At 43.4% G+C, this 21,439-nt stretch carries 20 protein-coding genes; 9 read left to right on the top strand and 11 right to left on the bottom strand.

What is annotated here, in order from left to right; all coding sequences use genetic code 11:
* The 5 genes from DC487_RS05780 (at nucleotide 1) to DC487_RS05800 (ending at nucleotide 7,284) form a co-directional block, all read left to right on the top strand.
* Nucleotides 1–1,272, top strand: a complete 1,272-nt coding sequence (locus DC487_RS05780; protein WP_239016325.1) for an NAD(P)/FAD-dependent oxidoreductase — start codon at nucleotides 1–3, stop codon at nucleotides 1,270–1,272.
* A gap of 23 nt (nucleotides 1,273–1,295) precedes the next feature.
* The gene (locus DC487_RS05785) at nucleotides 1,296–3,044 is read left to right on the top strand and encodes a DUF885 family protein (protein WP_116774958.1); all 1,749 of its coding nucleotides are present in this window, start codon (nucleotides 1,296–1,298) and stop codon (nucleotides 3,042–3,044) included.
* Nucleotides 3,045–3,062: 18 nt separating this feature from the next.
* Complete coding sequence (locus tag DC487_RS05790; protein WP_116774959.1) at nucleotides 3,063–4,478, top strand: APC family permease; 1,416 nt, start codon at nucleotides 3,063–3,065, stop codon at nucleotides 4,476–4,478.
* Complete coding sequence (locus DC487_RS05795; RefSeq protein WP_116774960.1) at nucleotides 4,475–6,709, top strand: S9 family peptidase; 2,235 nt, start codon at nucleotides 4,475–4,477, stop codon at nucleotides 6,707–6,709. The genes DC487_RS05790 and DC487_RS05795 overlap by 4 nt, the downstream gene beginning before the upstream one ends.
* 110 nt (nucleotides 6,710–6,819) lie before the next feature.
* The gene (locus tag DC487_RS05800) at nucleotides 6,820–7,284 is read left to right on the top strand and encodes an acyl-CoA thioesterase (protein WP_116774961.1); all 465 of its coding nucleotides are present in this window, start codon (nucleotides 6,820–6,822) and stop codon (nucleotides 7,282–7,284) included.
* A gap of 22 nt (nucleotides 7,285–7,306) precedes the next feature.
* Here the strand turns inward: DC487_RS05800 and DC487_RS05805 are convergent, their stop codons facing one another.
* Together DC487_RS05805 and DC487_RS05810 are read right to left on the bottom strand one after the other, a co-directional pair.
* The gene (locus tag DC487_RS05805; RefSeq protein WP_116774962.1) at nucleotides 7,307–7,921 is read right to left on the bottom strand and encodes a hypothetical protein; all 615 of its coding nucleotides are present in this window, start codon (nucleotides 7,919–7,921) and stop codon (nucleotides 7,307–7,309) included.
* Nucleotides 7,922–7,975: 54 nt separating this feature from the next.
* Nucleotides 7,976–8,560, bottom strand: a complete 585-nt coding sequence (locus tag DC487_RS05810; protein WP_116774963.1) for a Crp/Fnr family transcriptional regulator — start codon at nucleotides 8,558–8,560, stop codon at nucleotides 7,976–7,978.
* 237 nt (nucleotides 8,561–8,797) lie between these two features.
* Between DC487_RS05810 and DC487_RS05815 the strand changes: the two genes are divergently transcribed.
* A complete protein-coding gene (locus tag DC487_RS05815) occupies nucleotides 8,798–11,476 on the top strand; it encodes a PAS domain-containing protein (protein WP_116774964.1) in 2,679 nt (892 codons plus the stop codon).
* 96 nt (nucleotides 11,477–11,572) lie between these two features.
* Here the strand turns inward: DC487_RS05815 and DC487_RS05820 are convergent, their stop codons facing one another.
* Both DC487_RS05820 and DC487_RS05825 read right to left on the bottom strand, forming a co-directional pair.
* Complete coding sequence (locus tag DC487_RS05820; protein ID WP_116775053.1) at nucleotides 11,573–11,962, bottom strand: RidA family protein; 390 nt, start codon at nucleotides 11,960–11,962, stop codon at nucleotides 11,573–11,575.
* A gap of 78 nt (nucleotides 11,963–12,040) precedes the next feature.
* A complete protein-coding gene (locus DC487_RS05825; protein WP_116774965.1) occupies nucleotides 12,041–12,613 on the bottom strand; it encodes a Crp/Fnr family transcriptional regulator in 573 nt (190 codons plus the stop codon).
* A 148-nt stretch (nucleotides 12,614–12,761) separates the two neighbouring features.
* Here DC487_RS05825 and DC487_RS05830 point away from each other — a divergent pair, with 148 nt between their 5' ends.
* Complete coding sequence (locus DC487_RS05830) at nucleotides 12,762–13,445, top strand: SIR2 family NAD-dependent protein deacylase (RefSeq protein ID WP_116774966.1); 684 nt, start codon at nucleotides 12,762–12,764, stop codon at nucleotides 13,443–13,445.
* Between the two features lie 187 nt (nucleotides 13,446–13,632).
* Here DC487_RS05830 and DC487_RS05835 read toward each other — a convergent pair whose 3' ends face one another.
* The 3 genes from DC487_RS05835 to DC487_RS05845 all read right to left on the bottom strand — a co-directional run bounded on the left by DC487_RS05835 (nucleotide 13,633) and on the right by DC487_RS05845 (nucleotide 15,658).
* The gene (locus DC487_RS05835) at nucleotides 13,633–13,878 is read right to left on the bottom strand and encodes a hypothetical protein (RefSeq protein ID WP_116774967.1); all 246 of its coding nucleotides are present in this window, start codon (nucleotides 13,876–13,878) and stop codon (nucleotides 13,633–13,635) included.
* A 1-nt stretch (nucleotide 13,879) separates the two neighbouring features.
* Nucleotides 13,880–14,884 carry an LLM class flavin-dependent oxidoreductase gene (locus DC487_RS05840; protein WP_116774968.1) on the bottom strand — a complete coding sequence of 335 codons (1,005 nt, stop codon included), beginning with the start codon at nucleotides 14,882–14,884 and terminating at the stop codon, nucleotides 13,880–13,882.
* A 102-nt stretch (nucleotides 14,885–14,986) separates the two neighbouring features.
* Nucleotides 14,987–15,658, bottom strand: a complete 672-nt coding sequence (locus tag DC487_RS05845; RefSeq protein ID WP_207774315.1) for a DUF1349 domain-containing protein — start codon at nucleotides 15,656–15,658, stop codon at nucleotides 14,987–14,989.
* 108 nt (nucleotides 15,659–15,766) lie between these two features.
* On the opposite strand from DC487_RS05845, the gene DC487_RS05850 reads away from it, so the two are divergent.
* Entirely contained in the window at nucleotides 15,767–16,714 is a 948-nt protein-coding gene (locus DC487_RS05850) for a sugar phosphate isomerase/epimerase family protein (protein ID WP_207774316.1), read from the top strand.
* Nucleotides 16,715–16,740: 26 nt separating this feature from the next.
* Here the strand turns inward: DC487_RS05850 and DC487_RS05855 are convergent, their stop codons facing one another.
* From DC487_RS05855 to DC487_RS05870, 4 genes are read right to left on the bottom strand one after another with little or no spacing between them, the layout of a single operon-like run.
* The gene (locus DC487_RS05855) at nucleotides 16,741–17,922 is read right to left on the bottom strand and encodes a THUMP-like domain-containing protein (protein WP_116774969.1); all 1,182 of its coding nucleotides are present in this window, start codon (nucleotides 17,920–17,922) and stop codon (nucleotides 16,741–16,743) included.
* Entirely contained in the window at nucleotides 17,915–19,183 is a 1,269-nt protein-coding gene (locus tag DC487_RS05860) for an aspartate kinase (RefSeq protein WP_116774970.1), read from the bottom strand. Before DC487_RS05860 ends, DC487_RS05855 begins: the two co-directional genes overlap by 8 nt.
* A gap of 14 nt (nucleotides 19,184–19,197) precedes the next feature.
* Nucleotides 19,198–20,019 (bottom strand): DUF3298 and DUF4163 domain-containing protein, encoded by an 822-nt coding sequence (locus DC487_RS05865; protein WP_116774971.1) that lies wholly within the window; start codon nucleotides 20,017–20,019, stop codon nucleotides 19,198–19,200.
* Between the two features lie 41 nt (nucleotides 20,020–20,060).
* A complete protein-coding gene (locus DC487_RS05870; protein WP_116774972.1) occupies nucleotides 20,061–20,756 on the bottom strand; it encodes a YggS family pyridoxal phosphate-dependent enzyme in 696 nt (231 codons plus the stop codon).
* Between the two features lie 75 nt (nucleotides 20,757–20,831).
* Here DC487_RS05870 and DC487_RS05875 point away from each other — a divergent pair, with 75 nt between their 5' ends.
* Nucleotides 20,832–21,437 (top strand): DUF4296 domain-containing protein, encoded by a 606-nt coding sequence (locus DC487_RS05875; RefSeq protein WP_116774973.1) that lies wholly within the window; start codon nucleotides 20,832–20,834, stop codon nucleotides 21,435–21,437.
* Nucleotides 21,438–21,439: the final 2 nt, after the last annotated feature.

Consider the following 21,439-nt stretch of genomic DNA (forward strand, 5'->3'; position numbering starts at 1 on the left):
GTGTCTATAACTACAGAAAATAAGAATAAGGGGAAAGTGCTTGTTGTAGGCGCCGGAATTGCGGGCTTATGCAGCGCTTATTACCTGCTCAAGGCGGGTTGGGAAGTACAAGTGCTGGATAAGGAAGATGGACAGAATAATTGTTCCATCGGCAATGCCGGTATGATTGTGCCTAGCCATTTTACGCCATTGGCCGCGCCAGGAATTGTCGCGCAAGGTCTTCGCTGGATGCTTGATAGCAAAAGTCCATTTTATGTACGGCCATCGCTCAATCCCGATTTGATTAATTGGGGATTGAAATTCCTGCGGCATGCCAACCAAAAGCATGTGGATGCCCACGCTGAAGCCATTCGCGATTTAAACTTGTACAGTAGTCAGCTTTACGATATACTGAAAGACGAGGTCGGATTTGATTTTGAACTACGCCAAAACGGCATCATGATGCTATACAAATCCAAAGCAGCAGAACATGAAGAGCAAGAACTAGCTGAACGTGCACGCGCATTAGGATTAGATGCTGTGCCGTACGATAAAGATGGTATTCAAGCCTTGGAACCTAACTTGCGCCTTGACGCGGTAGGAGGTATTCTATATAATTGCGATGGTATTCTTTCACCTTCCAAATTAATGCATGGCTTAACTGTCTTGTTAAAAGAAGCAGGCGTCACCTTCAACTACCAAACTTCGGTAGAGGGATTCCAAGTTTCGGGAAATAAAGTAACCGCGGTAAAAACCTCGAAAGGCACATTTGATGCAGATGAGGTCGTGATTACAGGTGGTGCTTCTTTACCTCATTTGGTTAGAAGTTTAAACATCAAAACGCCATTGATGCCGGGAAAAGGCTATTCCTTCATGGTAGAGCCGCCTGAAAATACCGCGATGCAGCATGCGGCGCTGCTCGTCGAAGCCCGCGTAGCGGTAACGCCAATGAACGGACAAATTCGCTTTAGCGGTACGATGGAATTGGGCCCGGCCAACGACAAGATTTATACCAACCGTGTGAAAGGTATTGTAGAAGCTATTCCAAATTATTTCCCTGACCTGCATGTGTCTTATCCCGATAAAGTGTGGTATGGATATCGCCCTTGTTCGCCAGATGGTTTGCCGTATCTCGGTCGCTCATCGCGCTATCAAAATGTATTGATAGCAGGTGGTGCTGGTATGATGGGGCTGAGCCTCGGGCCAGCCTTTGGAAAAACTATTGCTGATCTCTTGGATGGCAATAACCCGCAGACAAATATTCAGGGATTTCGACCCGAGCGGTTTCAATAAAACCCAAAAATACCTTCCTTATTATGATAACTATTCGCTCACAACTAATCATCGGTCTTTGCTCTTTAGCGACCGCGCTTGCTCAAGCTCAACATATGAACGAACATACTACGCCGCTAGAACCTTACGTGATCCGATACGGTCACGATGAGCAGGCCATCAATTATTTTTACGGCCCCATGCCCAAGGGATGGGGTTTTCAACGCTCGGCACCATCGCCAGAACAGATAAACCGCTTATTGGTATTGGATCGCTCTTATTTCAAAGAGCTAGAAGAAGTGGATTACAACAATCTGCCGACGGGCGGACAAGTGGATTACCAATTGCTAAAGCGCAAAATAGCGCGTCATAGCGAAGATCTACAAGCGGATCTCGAAACCTACAAACGTTTAGAACATTACCTGCCTTTTGCGGCTGTAATCTACGATTTCGAGCAAAAAAGGCGTCGCGGACATGAAGTAGATGCGAAGAAGCTGGCGACAGATCTGCAAAACACTGTTAAGCAAATACAACAGCAAAGCGAACAAGTGAAGAATGGTAAAGCCATTCCATCGGCAGATGTACAATTCCTGACGGAAATGATAGAAAGCGTGAAGCAGAGATTGGCTAGCGCTTTTGACTTTTATAATGGTTACGATGTCGAGTTCACCTGGTGGATGCCGACCACGTTTGCCGATGTCAATACAGAATTAGATCAATACAAAGAAGTGCTCACATCCAAAAGCGATTGGAAAGTGTTTGACGATGGAAGCAACATCGGCGGTCAGCCGATCGGAAAGAAAATGCTCAATCAGAAGTTGCAAGATGAAATGATTGCCTACACGGCCGATGAATTGTTGGCTATTGCCGATAAGGAATGGGCATGGTGTGTGGCAGAGTTGCTGAAGGCATCTCGGGAAATGGGATTTGGTGACGATTGGCAAGCTGCGCAGGAAAAAGTGAAAAACACCTACGTACCGGTCGGAAAGCAACCTGAACTTATCAATCAGTTATATGATAAAGCCCAAGCTTTCATCAAAGAAAATCAGTTGATGGATATTCCGCCTTTGGCTGATGAGACTTGGGGAATGATTATGATGACGCCAGAACGGCAGTTGGTCAATCCATTTTTTACTGGTGGCCGGGAGATTAGTATTTCGTATCCCACAAACACCATGACCTACGATCAAAAAATGATGAGTATGCGAGGCAATAACCCGTATTTTTCATTAGGAACGGTACAACATGAATTGGTGCCGGGTCATCATTTGCAGTATTTTATGAATCGCCGTTACAAACCGTATCGTGCACAGCATTTTAATACGCCATTTTGGACAGAAGGATGGACCTTGTATTGGGAATTACTACTTTACAGAATGGGCTTTGCCAAAACACCAGAAGAACGTATCGGTATGCTTTTTTGGCGCATGCACCGTTGTGCCCGCATCACCTTTAGTATCAAATTCCATTTAGGGGAATGGACGCCGCAGCAATGCATCGATTATTTGGTAAACGAGGTAGGACACGAACCGGCAAATGCACATGGTGAAGTGAAGCGCTCTTTTGAAGGATCGTACGATCCACTATATCAGTTAGCGTATATGATCGGTGGCTTGCAATTGCTCAGCATTAGCGACGAACTCGTTGGGGACGGGAAGATGTCGTATGCCGAGTTTCATGATCGCGTAATCAAAGAGAATTACTTGCCCATGGAGATGCTAAGAGCTATCTTAAAGGATCAAAAAGTACCGCTCGATTATAAACCCGTATGGAAATTCTATTCAGCTAACTAACGACTAAGGTACCTAATTATGAATAACGAATCTCCAGAATTTAAAAAATCCTTGGGTCTACTAGACGCGACCATGTTGGTGGCCGGTAGTATGATCGGATCGGGTATATTTATCGTATCCTCCGATATTGCTCGGCATACTGGATCTGCTGGTTGGCTGATGGTCGTGTGGTTGATCGCCGGATTTATGACCTTGACAGCCGCGCTGAGTTACGGTGAGTTGAGCGCCATGTTTCCACGTGCAGGTGGACAATATATTTATCTTAAAGAAGCCTACAGTCCATTGGTGAGCTTTACCTTTGGTTGGACATTTTTTGCGGTTATCCATACCGCGACTATTGCCGCCGTTGGTGTGGCCTTTTCCAAATTTACGGCCTACCTTTTTCCCATACTCGACGAAGACGTCATACTCTGGTCGCTGGGAACGTATGAGATTTCCTACGCGCAAGTGCTCGCGATCGCTGTCATATTTCTATTGACGTTCATCAATACCTTGGGCGTGCAAAATGGAAAAACCGTACAAACGATTATCACTATCTTAAAACTGCTGAGTCTTATTTTGTTAGTAAGCTTTGGTTTTTGGGCATTCGATAGCGAAGTATGGCAGTCGAATTGGGCGAGTGAAAACACTTGGAAGTTACAAAACCTATCGAAAGATGGATCGTATAGCGATTATACCATGATTGGCGCATTGGGCGCATTATCTGCCGCGATGGTAGGTGCTTTGTTTAGTAGCGATTCTTGGCATACTTCGTCTGCAGTAGCTGGTGAAATCAAAAATCCGAAACGCAATATTGGATTGAGCTTAGCACTTGGCACCATGATCGTTACCGTCGTTTACCTGCTTACTAACTTAATGTATACTGGTGTGTTGCCTTTGACTGAAATGGCGGCTGCTCCAAAAGATCGCGTGGCGATGGTGGCAGCACAAGAGATTTTCGGTCCAGTCGGTATCACGATTCTAGCCGTTATGATTATGGTGAGCACCTTTGGTTGCAATAATGGATTGATCCTTGCCGGAGCGCGAATCTATTATTCGATGGCGCAAGATGGTTTGTTCTTTAAGAAAATTGGCAAACTGAATAAGAATGCCGTACCAGCTTATGCCTTGTGGTTGCAAGGCATCGTGGCAGCAGCTTGGTGTCTTACTGGTCGCTACGGTGACCTGCTAGATATGATTACCTGCGTGGTGGTGATCTTCTACATGCTGTGTATCATCGGCGTATTTATCCTTCGGAAAAAACGACCTGATATAGAGCGACCATACCGGGCGTTCGGTTATCCGATTCTGCCGGCGATTTATATTGTGATGGGATTGTCGTTTATCGTGCTACTCGTGATCTACAAACCACAATTCACGTGGCCGGGTATCGGTATCACGCTGGCAGGCATTCCCCTATATTATTTAATAAAAAAGAAGAATCAAGTACTATGAAAATAACACTCTTTGCCGTACTATCTACCTTTTACATCGCGTCAGGCTTTGCGCAAGGTACTGCGGCAGACTATGCTCGATCGAAGGACGTGCGAGAAAATACGCGTAATAACGTCTATCAAATTCCACAGCAAATCACCTGGTCCAAGGATGGAAATGCTTTGGCTTACCGCGTGCGCCTGCGCGATGCAGGAAGTACCTTTGTATTGGTTGATGCCGCTCGTAAAACTAAAGTGAATGTAGATGCGGCCGCGTTAACAACAGCACTTTCGAAGGAACTGGGTAAAGCAATTCGCTTAGAAGATATCTCGGAACGGGATTTTGAAGTGCTCGACGCGCAAAGAGTTAGTTTCTCCGCTGGCAAAAGCATTTGGCAATGGGATAATCAGCAGAAGCAATTAACGAAGCTAAAAGATGCAGATAACGACCGCAATGGCGGTTATTGGGGTCGTCGCTGGGATGATACAGCCGGTGAACCAATAACTTCTCCAGATGGTAACCATGTCGCCTTTATCAAAAACAATAATGTGTATGTACGCAAAAAGGACGAAACTGGTAAAGATGCCGAACGTCGGTTGACGTATGACGGCAGTCCGGGCGATTATTATTCTTCGCGCCTATACTGGTCGGCCGATAGTCGCAAGTTGGCGGTTTATCGCGTACGAAAAGCAGAAGTGCGTCAGCTCACGTTATTGGAATCTTCTCCTGCCGATCAGTTGCAACCTAAGTTGCAAACCAGAGATTATGTGAAGCCGGGTGATGCGCTGCCGCAATACCTTCCGACTATTGTAGATATAGAAACCGGCGATATCAAAGCTGCAGATCCTACCAAGATTGGCAATCAGTTTTCCATTACACCACCGTTGTGGAACAAAAGCAATACGGCAATCACTTTTGAGTACAACCAACGTGGTCATCAGCGTTACGAAATACTGGAACTATCTGCCAATACGGGTGCGACCAGAAGCGTGATTGCCGAAGTAAGCCCAACCTTTATCGATTATAGCGGTAAGAAATACCGCAAAGATCTGGAAGATGCGGGTGAGATCATTTGGGCATCGGAGCGCGATGGTTGGAATCACCTTTACTTATTTGATGCGCAAAGCGGCAAAATCAAAAACCAGATTACCCAAGGAGATTGGGTGGTGCGTGGCGTAGAATATGTAGACGAAAAAGCAGGGGAAATATACTTCCAAGCCAGTGGTATGAAGAAAGGAGAGGATCCCTATTTAGTGCATTATTATGTGATTGGCATGGATGGTAAGGACTTGCGTGAAATTACTCCAGAAGCAGCTCATCATCAGGCTTATTTTAATGCTTCACATAAACTGTTTGTCGATGTATATTCGCGCATTGATCAAGCGCCTATAACCGTATTGCGCGATGCGAAAGATGGCAAAATCGTAATGGAATTGGAGCAGTCGGATATCAGCGAATTAAAAGCGACAGGTTGGCAACAGACGGAAGTGTTCCAAGCGAAAGGCCGCGATGGACAAACGGATATTTGGGGCGTCATTATTCGTCCTTCTAACTTTGATCCGAATAAAAAATATCCGGTCATAGAGTACATCTATGCTGGTCCGCACAGTGCTTTCGTGCCGAAATCTTTTTACGCGAATCCTTCGGGCATGCATGAACTGGCAGAGCTAGGTTTTATCGTGGTACAGATCGATGGTATGGGTACTTCTAATCGTTCTAAAGCTTTTCACGATGTGGCTTGGAAAAACTTAAAAGATGCTGGTTTTCCCGACCGTATTAAGTGGATGCAGGCGGCACAGAAGCAATATCCTTACATGGATTTAGAACGTGTCGGTATCTATGGTACCTCGGCCGGTGGACAATCATCCACCGCGGGCTTACTTTTCCATCCAGAATTCTACAAAGTGGGTGTTTCGTCTTGTGGTTGTCACGACAACCGCATGGACAAAATCTGGTGGAATGAGCAATGGATGGGCTGGCCGGTAGGACCAGAATACATCGCGTGCTCGAACGTCGAAAATGCACACCGTTTGGAAGGAAAATTACTGTTGATCGTCGGTGAGTTGGATGATAACGTAGATCCAGCTTCTACCTATCAATTGGTCGATCAATTGATTAAACATGGGAAAGATCATGATTTCATCATGGTGCCGGGTATGGGGCATTCCTCCGGTGGTGATTTTGGAGAGCACAAACGTCGGGATTTCTTCGTAAAACATCTTTTGCAGGTAGATCCGCCTTCTTGGAATTAGATGTAACAAAATTCTAGTCGGCCAGCTTTAACGATAGTTTAATCTACTCTTGAAGCTGGCCGATTTTTTTGCTTAAATTGTGTTGCAGTTTATCAATATATCGAAGCAATATGAACACACCTTTAGTATTTCAATTTATCTCCGAACCTTCTGATGTCAATTATGGTGGTAAAGTTCACGGTGGCAGTGTGATGAAATGGATCGATCAAGCGGGGTATGCCTGTGCGAGCACATGGAGCGGACGGTATTGTGTGACGGTGTACGTCGGGGGTATTCGTTTTTATCAACCCATTAAGATTGGGCAGATCGTAAAGGTGGAAGCGCATGTGATTTACACTGGCTCTACAAGTATGCATATCGCGATCGACGTATATGCCAGGGATCTGAAAAAGGAAACGTTCGAGAAAAAAACGCATTGTATTATCGTGTTCGTCGCCACCGATGATGACGGAAAATCGGTATCTGTACCTAAATGGATTCCATACACCGAGGAAGAAAAGAAGCAGGAAGAATACGCCAAACGCTTGATGGTACACCGTAAGCAGATCGAAGAGGAAATGAAGCCTTTTTTGTAGGATTCCCATCTTAGGCATTTTCTTAAAAACGCCAACCCACATGTACTGCTGGAAAAGGAAAGATTGTAGACTGTTTGTAGGTTTGCTGACTGATGTTGATGCTTTTCGCACTTGGGGCATATAAGATTGCCAACCAAGGATTTATATATAGCCCTTTGTACTGTTTTTCGGCTTTGCCGAAAAGAAAGCGATAGCCGCCTCGTACGCCTAAATTGAATCCCCATACGTTTTGTTCGTTAGAGTTCTCCCTCAGCGTGATTTGCTCTTTCGCATAGCTCACTTGTAGACCGGTATGCCATGCTTTGCTCGTGCCGAATAGAAAATCCGTCTTAACATCAAAGCCCGATGAATATACGCTAAAGGCATCATTGTTGACTACGAAAGCAGGTTGTGAGATCGCAAAAATGCCTGCGCTCGAGCGAAAACTACCATACTGCATAGCGGCGTGGAAAGAATATCCTTTCAAGATGTAAGCCAGTGGATCTATTTCAACCTCCAATCGGGGTGTGCTGCTTTCTTGTGCGATAGCTTGAGCAAAGAGTAGTGAGAACGTAAGTCCAACTAACAGAGTTTTCCAACGCGTCGATATGGTCTTAGCGTCATAAAATGGGAAGGAATAATGAGATGATTGCGTCATACCACGAAAATCGCCAATGGGATATGCAATCTCGTTAACAAAAGATAAGAAATACTATTTCCTACATACTCGATTCCGAATCCGACTCAGGGAAACAGACGTAATGCCCAGAAATGAAGCAATAATATGATGTGGTACGCGCAGTAATAAATCTCCCTGTTGGCGCTCAAAATTCAAATAACGCTGTTCGGGCGTCTGCGTGATATGACTTGAAAAGATCCGCTGTGCATTGATGAAACGTTGCTCAGCGATAATACGCGTCAGCTGATTGACTTTGGGTACCGTTTCATGTAATTTATCAAAGTCGCGTCTATTAATGACCATTAATGTACAAGGCTCTAACGTTTCTAGCGCCTGATCCGATAATTCCTGCGTAAGAAAGCTCTGGTAGCTGCTAGCGAAATGATGCTCCTTAAACAAGAATACGGTCACATCTTGCTGTTTCGATCCAATACAATACAATCGTACGATGCCCTGCACAATAAAATACAGTTTCCGTTCCGTCCCACCAATTCGAGTGAGCACCGTGCCGGCTGGTACTTGTTGCAGCTCAAATGCGGAATAGAGCTTTTCCCATTCGGTATCTTCCATGTCGATTATGGCAGATAGGGAGTTTTTGAATTTTTCTTGAATCATCATCTGCGATTTAAATTATGATAAAAACGTTTACTAAAGCAGTTTAATGCATTATAATTATGTTAATTCATCGCTATTAATCTCGTCAAATTATACGCATCATTGGATAGCGGTTTATTGTTTGATGATTTTTATCCTTTTTGGTAAAACAATTAATCAAATATGATGTAAAAAGAAGTACTGATATTTAATAGATTACTACTTACATAGTCATTAGTTTTCAAGACCATTATTTTAAGTATGCCATTTTTAAAAGCATTTCTGGATCATGCACCAGTAGCAACCTGTATTGTTTCTGCGAATGATTTTGTGCTAGAGATGGTCAATGATAGATTTGCTGAAATTATAGGTGTTGCGAAAACAGGTCTTTTAGATACGTGCTATTGGGATTTTTTTGCATCTCTGCGAGATACACACGAGCAATCTATGCTAGCATCTATACATGCTGGACAACCGTATCATGCCGACCACGTTTCTTTGGCTATGCCAAATTCGAAAAAGGATCAAAACGTCTTACTGGATTTTGTCTATGCGCCTATCCTAGATGACAATGGTGTTGTGTCGAAAGTAGCTGTTTGGCTTACGCAACCAGTTTTGCAGAAATGGGATAGCGACAAAGCCACCAAGATTCGTGCTGCAGAAGAAGAACGCGAACGCCTATATCAATCGTTGCAGCAAGCGCCTATTGGATTTGCCGTGCTTTCAGGACCAGATATGGTTTTTGAAGAGGTAAATCAACAATATCAGGATATACACCAAGGCAGATCCATATTAAATAGACCTTTCTTAGAAGCGCTACCAGAGCTCAACGACAGTCTAATCAAGTCGACACTGCTTGAGGTATATGAGAAAGGTACTATTATAGAATTACGTGATCATCCCTTGCAAATCGCTGATCTTGAGCATGGACCAACTACAACAAGAGACTTCAACTGTACCTATATTCCGAGGTTTAATGCCGAGGGAGAGGTTGATGGCATTTTCAATTTTGCAGTAGAGGTTACACACACCTTAAAAAATATCCGTAAAACTAAACAAGCCAATAATGATTTAGCCCAGATTATCAATATGTTGCCGGCCTCGGTGGTGGTTATTCGTGGTGATGAGCTAATTGTAGAGATGATTAACGACACCAACCTCGATTATTGGAAGAAATCGAGACAGGAAGTAGTCGGTAAACCTTTTTTAGAAATTTTGCCCGATTTAGCCAATCAACCTTTTGCAGGCCAGCTAAGGCACGTGATGGAAACAGGTGAGATTATCGATGTGGAAGAAAGTCCTGTGCTCTTTACTATGCCAGATGGCTCAATTCGTGAAACTTTTGTGGATTACACCTATCAGCCGCTGAGTGATTTGCATGGTAATAGAACAGGCGTATTGGTGATGTCTTTTGAGATCACAGAGCGTGTGCTATCGCGGAGATTGTTGGAACAGTATACGAAGGAACTATCCTTCGCAAATGATCAATTGTCTATCTCCCATGATAAGCTGGCGAAAAGCGAAGCCAGGTTTAAATTTTTAATTCAAGAGACTCCAGTGGCAATTGGCTTGCTGCAAGGGCGCGAATTGATTGTGGAGATGGCCAATGAGAAGATTTTGGAAGTATGGGGCAAGACAAATAGTATTATAGGAATGCCGCTGGAGAAGGCGTTGCCCGAACTAGAAGGACAACCCTTCTTAGGTATTTTGGATAATGTGTTTACCTCTGGAAAGCCATTTTTTGCCAATGAGATCCCGGCCTTGCTAGAACATGATGGTGCGCTAAAACAATTTTTTTTCAATCTGGTATATCAGCCTGTTTTTGGTCTTAATCAATCCGTTGCAGATATACTGATCGTGGCGGTAGATGTTACTGAACAGGTAAATTCGAGACGGAAATTGGAACATAGTGAACAACACTTCCGGCGACTAGCGGATCTAGTACCAGCCATGATCTCCAACGCGTTACCAGATGGCGAATGGACGTTCCTGAATCAAAAATGGCTAGATTATACAGGGATGAGTTTTGATGAACTTCAAGGTTTTGGTTATTTTCAAGTGATGCATCCTGAGGATATCCCAATCTATAGTGAAGGGCTGAATAGAGCCGCGGCAAGTGGCGCATCATACGTTTCTGAAATACGTTTTAAGAATACGCAAGGAAAATATGTTTGGCATCTCAATACGGCTTCGCCTGTTATGAATGCCGAGGGGCAACTTAGCATGTGGGTAGGATCGGCCACTGATATCCAAGCGCTGAAAGAAGAGGATCAGCGCAAAAATGACTTTATTGCAATGGTTTCTCACGAACTCAAAACGCCGTTGACTTCGCTAAATGGCTATCTGCAGATTTTGTATCGGAAGGCCCTGCAGGCAGAAGACGCCGCTTCGTTGCATGCTTTTGAAAGTTCGCTCAAGCAAGTGCGACTCATGACGCAAATGACAAATGGTTTCTTGAACGTGTCTAGATTGGAATCGGCCAAGATCCAGATTGATAAAACTACCTTCGATATGGCGGTGATGTTGGCCGAAACTGCCGTCGAACATCACTTGTTGTTTACCGATCACGAGATCATATTTCATCCGCTGGAAAAGCTTCATATATCTGGCGATCGTGAAAAATTAGGACAGGTTATTAATAATTTGGTGAGCAATGCCGTGAAATATTCTCCTCGCGGCAGCCAGATTGAAGTTTTTGCAGAGAGAATAGGCGATCACCTCCGTGTGTCGGTCAAAGACAGTGGAATAGGCGTAGCTCCAGAAAATATTCCTAGGCTTTTTGAACGGTACTTCCGGGTTGAAAATAGTAGTAATGTCGCTGGATTTGGCATTGGCCTGTATCTCTGCGCAGAAATAATTGCGCTACATCATGGACGAATTGATGCCATTAGCGCACCAAACCAAGGTTCAACATTCTATTTTGAATTGCCTCTAAACTGAATTTTCATACCGATAAATAACAGGTTAGGCTTTTGCAGATAGACGTATCTGCAAAAGCCAGTTTGTTGGATGTGTGTCGTGTAGTTACGGATCGCTTTATTTGACAACTGTCGCTTCCAGCTCTACGGTCAATGTCTCAAACAAGCCTTTCACTTCCAATACGGTTGATGCTTGCTGGATCTCGTGTTTGTTGATCCATTGTTGCAGTAGCTCAAAATGTTGAAATAAGTCCGCTGTTGAAGTTGTATAGATATTTAAGCGGACAATATTCTTGAGTTCATAGCCAGCAGTAAGCACTACTTTCTCCAGATTGGCGATGCTTTCTACTAATTGTGTTTTCATGTCTGCATCACTGGAGATACCATGCTCATTAATTGCTGTTTGCCCTGATACATAGAGTGTGCCGGCAACATTTTTTACTTCAACTGCTTGCGAATAGCTTCTTGCGGCACTCCATGTCCATGGGTTGATTGCGTTTTTTTCCATCTTCATCTCTCATTTAAATTTGATACTACAAAGGTCGGTGTAAGATGCGGTGCGGGACTGTGACTTGGATCACATATGCTATTTTCTGCTGCGGTACATTCTGCTCAATGTTTCCCGAGATACGCCGAGATACGCAGCTAAGATCGTCTTAGGAATCCGCTGCACCAAACTAGGATACAGTTGTAAAAACTGCTCGTACTTCTCTTTCGGTGATAAGGTGAGCAGCGATAGGATACGATTTTGGTTGGCAATATGTCCACGGATGGATTTATCCAAGAAATACCCCGTCATGAAGGGAAAAGTGGCACAGAGGTGTTGATAGTTCTTTAGCGAAAGGGTATAGGCCGTCGTAGCTTCCAGACATTGCAAGGTGCAGGATGATCTGCTTTGATGGTAAAAAGCGTTGAAATCCGTTTCCCACCAATTTTCCATAGCAAAAGAGGCAATGTGCTCCTTGCCATCCTGATCCCAATAGGAAAGTTTTACCAATCCTGACTGAATAAAATAGATCGTAGAAACTGATTCCTGAGCTCTAATGATGAAATCGCCTTTGCGAAAAACCATTTGATCAAAATGCTGTCGGATCGCGGCGAAATCATCGTCGGTAATCTTAACGTAATCTTCGATGTTGCTTCGCAAAAGATTGCTCATAGTCGGAATGGAAAACCAATAAGGCCAAAATAGGGATTTGTAATTAAATACTTATGGTCGCAGAAAACTTAATGCGTAGCGTGCGCCATTTTCTGTGTCGCTTTTATTGCGGTTTCGTTATTTTTATAGAAGTATTAAGAACATATTTATGAGAAAGATTGTGGTATTTACCGGAGCGGGTATATCTGCTGAAAGTGGTTTGCAAACCTTTCGCGGAGCGGATGGATTATGGGAAGGTTATCGCATCGAAGATGTGGCTACGCCAGAAGCGTGGCATCGTGATCCCGACATGGTGCAGCACTTCTACAACCTAAGACGGAAAGCCTGTTTGGCTGCAAAACCGAATACGGCACATCAGTATCTAGCCGATTTAGCAAAGATAGAAGATGTGCAAATCATTACTCAAAATATAGATGATCTCCATGAGCGCGCGGGCAGTGATCGGGTATTGCATTTGCACGGGCAAATTACGAAGTCGCAATCTTCCATTGACCCTTTTGCTGTCTATCCGATAGTAGGGGATACGCTCACAATGGAAGATCGTTGTGAGCGCGGTGCACCATTAAGACCGCATGTTGTGTGGTTCGGCGAAGCCGTGCCAGCAATGGATGAAGCAACTACGATTGCAGAGGAAGCAGATGTTTTTATAGTGATTGGTACCTCGCTACAAGTGTATCCTGCAGCCAATCTTTTGTACCATTTGAAGAGCGACTGTAAGCTCATTTTTGTAGATCCAAATGCATCACAATATACCGTTCCGGCACAGACAATCCTCATCGAAGAAACAGCGGTGAATAGTGTGCCGATTCTTCAAAAATGGCTTGCCAAATAATATTTGGTTTCACCAATTACTATTTTGTCTATAAGATCTTTATGTAAATTATATGTAGTGATTATTGATATGAAATGCATTTAGATGTAATTTGCTGATTTGAAGTGCCAAATATTATTCTGAAATAAAAAAACCTGTTAAACAACGTATTGTTTAACAGGTTTTTAATTATAATAACATGAACTAATTATTCATATCTTTTGTAAGCTTCCACAAAACTGCTTCGCATCTGCTGAAAGATATCTTCTACGGTCTTTAAAAATGTTTCATCAATTAATTCGAAGACCCCATTGACTCCTCCAATAATATCGGCTTCGGCAATCTTGTACGACTGCTCTAAGGAGCCTTGCTCGAATTTAATAATGAATTTTTGATTCATCCCGAAAAGGCTAATCTTGAAAGAAGGATGAGGTAGTTCTGCTAATATGCGCATGCTAATTGTTGTTGATTTTTTTGAAAGTGTCTGCCGTCAAACGGAAAGCATCTAATCGTTTCTGATTGTCGAAAATGTAATTTGTCGTCATGATTTCATCGGGCTGATATTCCTCTATGAAATCTGTCAATTCGCTGACCAACGTTTGTGTATCTCCTATAAAAGTACAGCTGATCATGGACTGTACCGCTTGCTCGATTTCTGGAATACCTGCATAAATGGGTTCAGCCGTAGGTGCAGAAAGTGGCACTCTGCGATTAGTAATAATGCCTGCAAACATATTGAACAAACTGGTCGCTAGTAACTGTGCCTCTGCATTGGTATCGGCCGGGACAATGTTGGCACAAATTAGCACATAGGGTTCTTGCAACTGCGCGCTAGGTTTGAAATTCGCTCTGTAAATCTGGATGGCTGACGAAAGCATCGCCGGTGCAAAATGTGCCGCAAAGGCATACGGCAAACCTAGCTCTGCCGCTAAATACGCACTATCGGTACTCGATCCCAAAATCCACAATGGGATCTCTAATCCTTCGCCAGGAAAAGCTCTTACCTTAGCGGTATGGTTGCTGGAGCTTAAAAATTGTTGCAAAGCAAGTACATCATCTTTAAAGTAAAATGAGGTATTTAGATTATTGCGACGTAGTGCCATTGCGGTATGCTGATCTGTTCCTGGCGCACGACCCAAACCTATTTCTATGCGGCCGGGAAATAGTGTCTCCAACGTACCGAATTGTTCGGCGATCACCAAAGGAACATGATTGGGCAGCATAATACCGCCAGAACCTACACGAATTTGTTTCGTTTGGCTGGCCACATGCTGTATAAGTAGCGAGGTTGCCGAACTCGCAATGGCTTCCATATTATGATGCTCAGCGAGCCAGAGTCTTTCGAATCCGTATTTCTCAGCAGCTTGTGCGCTTTCTACCGCGCGAGCCATGGCGCCAGCGAGATTATCACCTTTTACCACGATCGCTAGTTCTAGCGTCGAAAATTTTACATTTTTCATAAGTCAAAGATACGTGCGTAAGCAACCATCTATCGTCGCGTTATCGTCACAATTGCCCCAGTATATCGTCAAGATAATGTAAATACTGAAACGCTTTAGGTCTTAATTTCCAGCATTCTTCTGTAACCATTCGGTACGGCGCTGATCTGCTAAAGGTGTAATTTTGAATTGCTCAAACTTTACATCAAATCCATCACCATCTGGACAAGCGGCCATTACGCCAACTTTGACCGGATGATTGTCTTGTAGCCACGCATTGCGCATCATAGTATATGTTTGGTCGTCAAAAGAATAACACACTTCTACGGCATCCAATCTACGAACAGCTTTGATCCACACAAATGGAATGGCCTCATCGATCGGTACAATACTCCAATCGCTTGTTTTGTGTGTTACAACAGCGCTTAGGTTGTATTTGCCATCTACAAATTCGATTCCTGCTTTGATGTAATTTTCATGATCAATGCGTAGCATCAATCCAGCTTGATCAAATCTATTTTTATAATCGGCTGATATTTTGACTTTGACCTCAAATTCGCCACCGCGTTCAGTATAATAAAACGGCGCATCATCGACCGTGAAGCCATAGTGAGAAATTCGCCAATAATCACTTTTTGGCGTCACGAACATATTTAATGTATTATTTTGTATTTCCCAGTTGGTTGGTTCATTAAACCATGTCATCTTTTCCAATTTTTGAGCAGCCACTTTCATGGAAAAGGTAGTGAGGATAATTACAATGGTCAGTTTGACAATAATTCCGAAATTGTTCATGTATTTGTAGATAGTTTGATATATTTACGATGTTATTAAAATTTGCACAAAGATGCAAGTGTTGATATCGTATGAACCGAACATCTACACGAACACAAACACATTAACATGTATCAACAAATGATTAAATCATCGGTGTTGGGAACCGTGCTTTTCATGCTGAGCATCTCTCCAAACAACACATTTGCACAACAACAACAACAACAACAACAACAACAACAACAACAACCAAAAAAAGAGATCGGATTACAATTGTATTCTGTACGCAGTATGATGGGGAGCCATGTGGACCCAAAATCGTACAATGCAGATTATGCTGATGTTTTAAAAAAACTAGCTAATATGGGCTACACATCAGTAGAAACGGCCGGATTTCGCGATGGTAAATTTTACAACACAGATCCTAAGGATTTCAAACAAAAAGTTGAATCAGTTGGCATGAAGGTATTGTCCTCGCACGTAGCTAGACCGTTATCGGCGGAAGAAGTGGCTAATGAAGATTTTACCAAAGCCTTAGCGTGGTGGGCGACGACCATAGAAGCGCACAAAGCTGCTGGCATGAGTTATATTGTAACGCCTTGGATGGATTTACCTAAAACAGTAAAGGAGCTAGCGGTGAACTGCCGTTACCTTAATGAAGTAGGGAAATTATGTAAAGAGCAAGGAATCAAATATGGTTATCACAATCACGCGCACGAGTTTAGAAAAGTAGAAGATCAAGTGGTGATGTACGATTATATGATCGAGAATACGAACCCAGAATACGTGTTTTACGAAATGGATGTGTATTGGGCGGTGATCGGGAAAGCGAGTCCAGTGGAGTATTTCAAAAAATATCCTCATCGCTTTACAACGCTACACATCAAAGATCATAAAGAGATTGGTCAAAGTGGTATGGTTGGCTTCGATGCCATCTTTCGGAATGCGGATGCGGCCGGCTTAAAACATATCTTTGTAGAACTCGAAGAGACAAGTGGCAGTTTAGAGAAAGGTTTACAAGAAAGCATTGATTACTTGCAGCAAGCCGAATTTGTAAAAACGAGCTACGCTAAATAAGACAATAATTGATCTCCACCTCTTTTTTACCGTCTTTCACAGACTAGCACCGTGAGTGTGTCTTCCAGATCGGTGGTAAAGAAGAGGTGTATTTGACCTCCATCCTGAATCTTAAATTTCTTTCGGATTTCCTCGACCTTTAGCGGAAAGTTACGCGTGGTGATGTTGGCTTTCGCAAATGTCTTTTTACGCTTCAAATCTCCGAATGGAAATGACGCAATAATCTCAAAGGCTTTTCCCGGAAAATCATACAGCAACTGATCAGAAGTATATAGATGGGAGTGAAGGTGCAATTTCCCCAACTGGAATTCCTTTGCGACGGATTTGAAGGCGCCCGCTTTTACCACACTCACATCTGGCTCGTACAAGTATTTCTGTGGCGAGCGGAATTCGCTACGAAGGATTTTCTCTTCAGCGAGCGTGAAAGAAAACTCTTGCAATTGATCCTTAAACAAGCGGATAGCAGATATTAAAGGTTCGCCTTCAAAACCACGTTTTTGAATAAACAACAGCTCTTTACAGTCATTATCCAAGCTAATCACATACACATTCGTTACGTGTTTTAGCGATCGCAATGCTTGTGTAATGTCTAACAGCGGAGAAACCTTCGTGATAATGCGTTCGGATTTAGCGAAAAATAGCTCCTGCAAAGACACAATATTCGGTTCGCAGTCTTCTAGCAGGAAAACTTTGCTCTGGCTCACGCGGCGCGAAGGATCGATGTAAATGTAATCGAAGCTATCTTCTGCTTGCTGCCGCAGATATTCGATTCCATCGCCTGCAATGCAAGTTAGGTTTTTTACCCCTAAAGCCTGTGCATTGTGTGCCACGATCGTCGACAAATTTTCGTTTAGCTCACAATGAATCACTTGCTCGGCATGCTGCGCCATATAGCAGCTATCTACACCAAAACCACCGGTAAGATCAATCACACGAGCTCCCTTGCGGATAATCTGCTGTTTGATCAAGGCGGTATGCTCCGAAGAGCATTGCTCCAGATTGAGTTTGGGTGGATAGAAAATGTGATCGCTGAACGCCCAAGTTGGTAACTTCGATACACAGCGCTGCCAACCATCTACCTGTGCCGCCAATTCGCTAGAAGCCACGTCTGCAAACGGACTTTTCTTGAGCGCAATAGCAGAAGGTTGCTCCTGACGATGCGTCAGGATATAGTTTTGTACATCAGCCTGTAGCAGTCGATTATTCATCTTTTTTCTTCACCAGCATCTGGCAGGTATAACTGTCTTTTAGTTCTCGAACGATTTCTTTGCCCACCAATACGCGATCTATCGTTTGTTGATTATAATAACGAATGGTGATGAGTTCCAATCCGGCAGACACGCTCACTTTATAACGTTTTTGCAAATCTTCCATCAGTTGCCACACATTCTCGCCCGTATCATCAATGCTCACGCAAAAGCTAATGGCACTATTGTGCATCATATTGACTTTAATGCGGTTCTGGTGGAAGGTGTTGAAAATATGTCCCAAATTGTCCTCCACGATAAAGGAAAAATCCAAGGGTTGTATGTTGACCAATACCTGATTGACCTTAAAGATAAAAGAAGGAACAGGTAAAGTTTGATGCGTAGCGCGAATCTGCGTACCCGGTTGTGTAGGATCTAAGAACGAGCGAACGTAAAGCGGTATTAGCGTATTTTGCAGTGGCTTAATGGTTTTTGGGTGAATGACCGTTGCACCATAATACGTCAATTCAATCGCATCAGTATACGACAATTCAGGTATTAACTCCGTTTCATTAAACCATTTCGGATCGGCATTCAGCACGCCTGGTACATCTTTCCAGATCGTAAGATCTTGTGCGCGAAGGCACGATGCAAAGATCGCAGCGCTGTAGTCTGAACCTTCACGACCCAATGTCGTAGTGAAGTTTTCAGAAGTAGATCCAATAAATCCTTGCGTGATAATAATATCCTTTTCTAGTATTGGCGGAATATCACGGCGAATCTTATCTTCTGTCTTCGCCCAATCAACTGTGCCTTCCATATACCGATTGTCGGTAAAGATATAGTCTCTTGCATCTACCCAACGTACGGCAAAACCCACATGTTGACAATACGCGGCAATGATTTTGGTCGATAAGATCTCGCCTAAAGAGACAATCTGATCGTACAAATAATCGTACGCATCTTGTGGCTCTTCCTCCAAAATCCATTCGGCTTCTACCAACGTATTAATGACATCATCAAAAATTGGATGATTCTTATCGGTAAACAGTTCATTCAAGATCGTTAGGTGCTCGGCACGTACTTGCTCCAAGGCTTCAAAAGGATCACCTTCTCGATGAAAATAACGATCTACTACTTCAGAAAGCTTATTGGTGGTTTTTCCGATGGCCGATACCACGACTAGCAATCCATTTACCTTATATGTATCGATAATGGTAGCTACGTTGCGAATGTTTTCTGCACTTTTGACCGAAGCGCCACCAAATTTGAATACCTGCATGAATCTTGAAAGAATTAAGGGTGTGTTACTTTTATATCCTGAATGAATTTCTGTGCTTTATCCGTCAGCAAATCCTTCAACTGATCGTACGGAATGTGAAATTGCGTCACGCCTTCTGCATAAGCCTTGATCTCATAAGGATTGTACTGAAAGGCTAAAGCTTCTTTGTCGAATGCAAAATTGTCGGGCAATGCGAAGATGCCTTCATCGAAAAAATAGCGATCGGTGAGTGGCGCATCTGCCGGTAAGCCTTCCACTTGGCGAAAACGCGCTTCTGCCAGCGCAATGAACTCTTGCTGCCGTTCTGCTGGGACAATATCGCTAAGTGTTAATGGCTTTCCAGTTTGTAGATCATAATTGTCATACAGTTCCGCAAAGTTACCATGCGCTCCGCCGGTATATTCGATCAATGTTTTACTAATCACCAATAAGGTTGGCGTGTACAATAGCACGCGACCGCGAATATCTTGAAACCACGCATGCGTGAGTTCGGGTTGTTGCGCTTCTTCTACATAGCTGTCGTAATCTGCTAAGAAAGATTCTCCCATCTGCTCTAGATCAGCTCTGTTTTTGACCGCCATCGACTGCATGATCAAGGCATTGAACAGCGTATCATCAGAAGTCGGATAACTTGCGCGGAAGTACGCCGTATCGTACTGATCGCCACGAGATTGATAGTACGGACTCGTTTGAAAATACTCCGTCGTGCGATACGCGGCCGTATCTACAGATCGGGTTGTGTCCGATTGTCCCGTTTGCCTATGTTCAGTAGGAGATTGGCAAGCGGTGAAAGTCATCAGCGTAGTGGCAAGAAATAGTACAAAATGGTGAATCATAGCATATACATTTGGTGAAACGCAGAAAGCGTATACCGTTTCTAACCCTCTGAGGCTTTAAAATGTTTGATCACGCGCTTGCCGAACACCGTGCTGCCCACGCGAATCATCGTGCTTCCTTGCTCGATAGCAATGGTATAATCCGATGACATTCCCATGGAAAGTGTGTCGAAAGAATCTTCTTTGCGGAAGAAACTGACTTTGATGCCATCAAATAACATTTTTAGTTCGTAAAACTCTTCCTTGATGTGTTTTTCGTTGTCTGTATTGGTCGCGATGCCCATCAATCCGCGGATGCGAATGTTTTTCAAATCGCTCAATGCCTCATCGCGCAATACTTCGATCAGCTCCGCGTGATCAAAACCAAATTTTGCCTCTTCATCAGCGATATGCACTTGCAATAAACAATCGATCACACGATTGTTTTTTGCGCCATGCTTATTGATCTCTTTCAATAGGTTAAGCGAGTCAACCGATTGGATCATAGCGATAAATGGCGCGATGTATTTGACCTTGTTGGATTGCAAATGTCCGATCAAGTGCCACTCAATATCCTTGGGTAAGGATTCTTGCTTCGCGACTAATTCCTGTACCATATTCTCGCCAAATAGGCGCTGTCCAGCTTCATAAGCTTCCAAAATGTCTTCGTTCGACTTCGTTTTAGATACGGCTATCAAAGTCACTTTCTGTGACTTTAGTTCCTGTTGTAAACCTTCTATATTATTACGTATACTCATCTTCTTTGCATTTATTAACGGGTGATAGCGTAGGCATTATCGACCCGAATTGCTAAATTTGTACAAATTTACAAAATGCGTGCTTCATTCTTTGTGTTGATTCTATTGATTTTACTATTGGCCTCCTGTTTAGAGAAAAGGCCGGAAGGAATATTGAAGGAAGATCAAGTGACTAAATTGCTTACGGATGTGCATATGCTGGATGGATACCTGCAGACATTGCCGATTGATAGTTCGCAAAAGGTGATCGATACGCTCTACAGGCAGTTGCTATCGCATTATGGTCTTGATTCGGTGGCTTTCGAGCGCAATTTGGATTATTATTATGCAGATCCAGTACTGACGGAGAAAATTTATACGAATATCCAGAAACAATTGTCAGATGCTGAGCGAGATTTCAACCGTGCCGATTCATTGCGCTACGCCGTAGAGCGGGATAGTTTGAATCGCGTAGCTCATTTTCAGCGTTTAGTAGATATCAAATTGAATCTCTGGACTTTCCATCCGGATTCTAATTTCCGCTTCGATTATGAAGGTTATAAAGAGAGCGTATACCGACCAAGTGGATTGGGATATCTGTGGCGACGTACAGAGCTAATACCTCTTGATGCTCCGAAGGCAATCGTAGCAGACTCGGTTCAAGTGAAAAACCAGCCTGTTGAAACAACAGAAGCACGCTAAAT

The sequence above is a fragment of the Sphingobacterium corticibacter genome, assembly GCF_003076635.1.
GTDB classification, from domain to species: Bacteria; Bacteroidota; Bacteroidia; order Sphingobacteriales; family Sphingobacteriaceae; genus Sphingobacterium; species Sphingobacterium corticibacter.

Excerpts from the sequence above, each read along its gene's own strand:
- DC487_RS05785 (WP_116774958.1), top strand. The coding sequence starts at position 1,296 with ATGATAACTATTCGCTCACAACTAATCATCGGTCTTTGCTCTTTAGCG.
- DC487_RS05790 (WP_116774959.1), top strand. The coding sequence starts at position 3,063 with ATGAATAACGAATCTCCAGAATTTAAAAAATCCTTGGGTCTACTAGAC.
- DC487_RS05795 (WP_116774960.1), top strand. The coding sequence starts at position 4,475 with ATGAAAATAACACTCTTTGCCGTACTATCTACCTTTTACATCGCGTCA.
- DC487_RS05800 (WP_116774961.1), top strand. The coding sequence starts at position 6,820 with ATGAACACACCTTTAGTATTTCAATTTATCTCCGAACCTTCTGATGTC.
- DC487_RS05805 (WP_116774962.1), bottom strand. The coding sequence starts at position 7,921 with ATGACGCAATCATCTCATTATTCCTTCCCATTTTATGACGCTAAGACC.
- DC487_RS05810 (WP_116774963.1), bottom strand. The coding sequence starts at position 8,560 with ATGATGATTCAAGAAAAATTCAAAAACTCCCTATCTGCCATAATCGAC.
- DC487_RS05815 (WP_116774964.1), top strand. The coding sequence starts at position 8,798 with ATGCCATTTTTAAAAGCATTTCTGGATCATGCACCAGTAGCAACCTGT.
- DC487_RS05820 (WP_116775053.1), bottom strand. The coding sequence starts at position 11,962 with ATGGAAAAAAACGCAATCAACCCATGGACATGGAGTGCCGCAAGAAGC.
- DC487_RS05825 (WP_116774965.1), bottom strand. The coding sequence starts at position 12,613 with ATGAGCAATCTTTTGCGAAGCAACATCGAAGATTACGTTAAGATTACC.
- DC487_RS05830 (WP_116774966.1), top strand. The coding sequence starts at position 12,762 with ATGAGAAAGATTGTGGTATTTACCGGAGCGGGTATATCTGCTGAAAGT.
- DC487_RS05835 (WP_116774967.1), bottom strand. The coding sequence starts at position 13,878 with ATGCGCATATTAGCAGAACTACCTCATCCTTCTTTCAAGATTAGCCTT.
- DC487_RS05840 (WP_116774968.1), bottom strand. The coding sequence starts at position 14,884 with ATGAAAAATGTAAAATTTTCGACGCTAGAACTAGCGATCGTGGTAAAA.
- DC487_RS05845 (WP_207774315.1), bottom strand. The coding sequence starts at position 15,658 with ATGAACAATTTCGGAATTATTGTCAAACTGACCATTGTAATTATCCTC.
- DC487_RS05850 (WP_207774316.1), top strand. The coding sequence starts at position 15,767 with ATGTATCAACAAATGATTAAATCATCGGTGTTGGGAACCGTGCTTTTC.
- DC487_RS05855 (WP_116774969.1), bottom strand. The coding sequence starts at position 17,922 with ATGAATAATCGACTGCTACAGGCTGATGTACAAAACTATATCCTGACG.
- DC487_RS05860 (WP_116774970.1), bottom strand. The coding sequence starts at position 19,183 with ATGCAGGTATTCAAATTTGGTGGCGCTTCGGTCAAAAGTGCAGAAAAC.
- DC487_RS05865 (WP_116774971.1), bottom strand. The coding sequence starts at position 20,019 with ATGATTCACCATTTTGTACTATTTCTTGCCACTACGCTGATGACTTTC.
- DC487_RS05870 (WP_116774972.1), bottom strand. The coding sequence starts at position 20,756 with ATGAGTATACGTAATAATATAGAAGGTTTACAACAGGAACTAAAGTCA.
- DC487_RS05875 (WP_116774973.1), top strand. The coding sequence starts at position 20,832 with ATGCGTGCTTCATTCTTTGTGTTGATTCTATTGATTTTACTATTGGCC.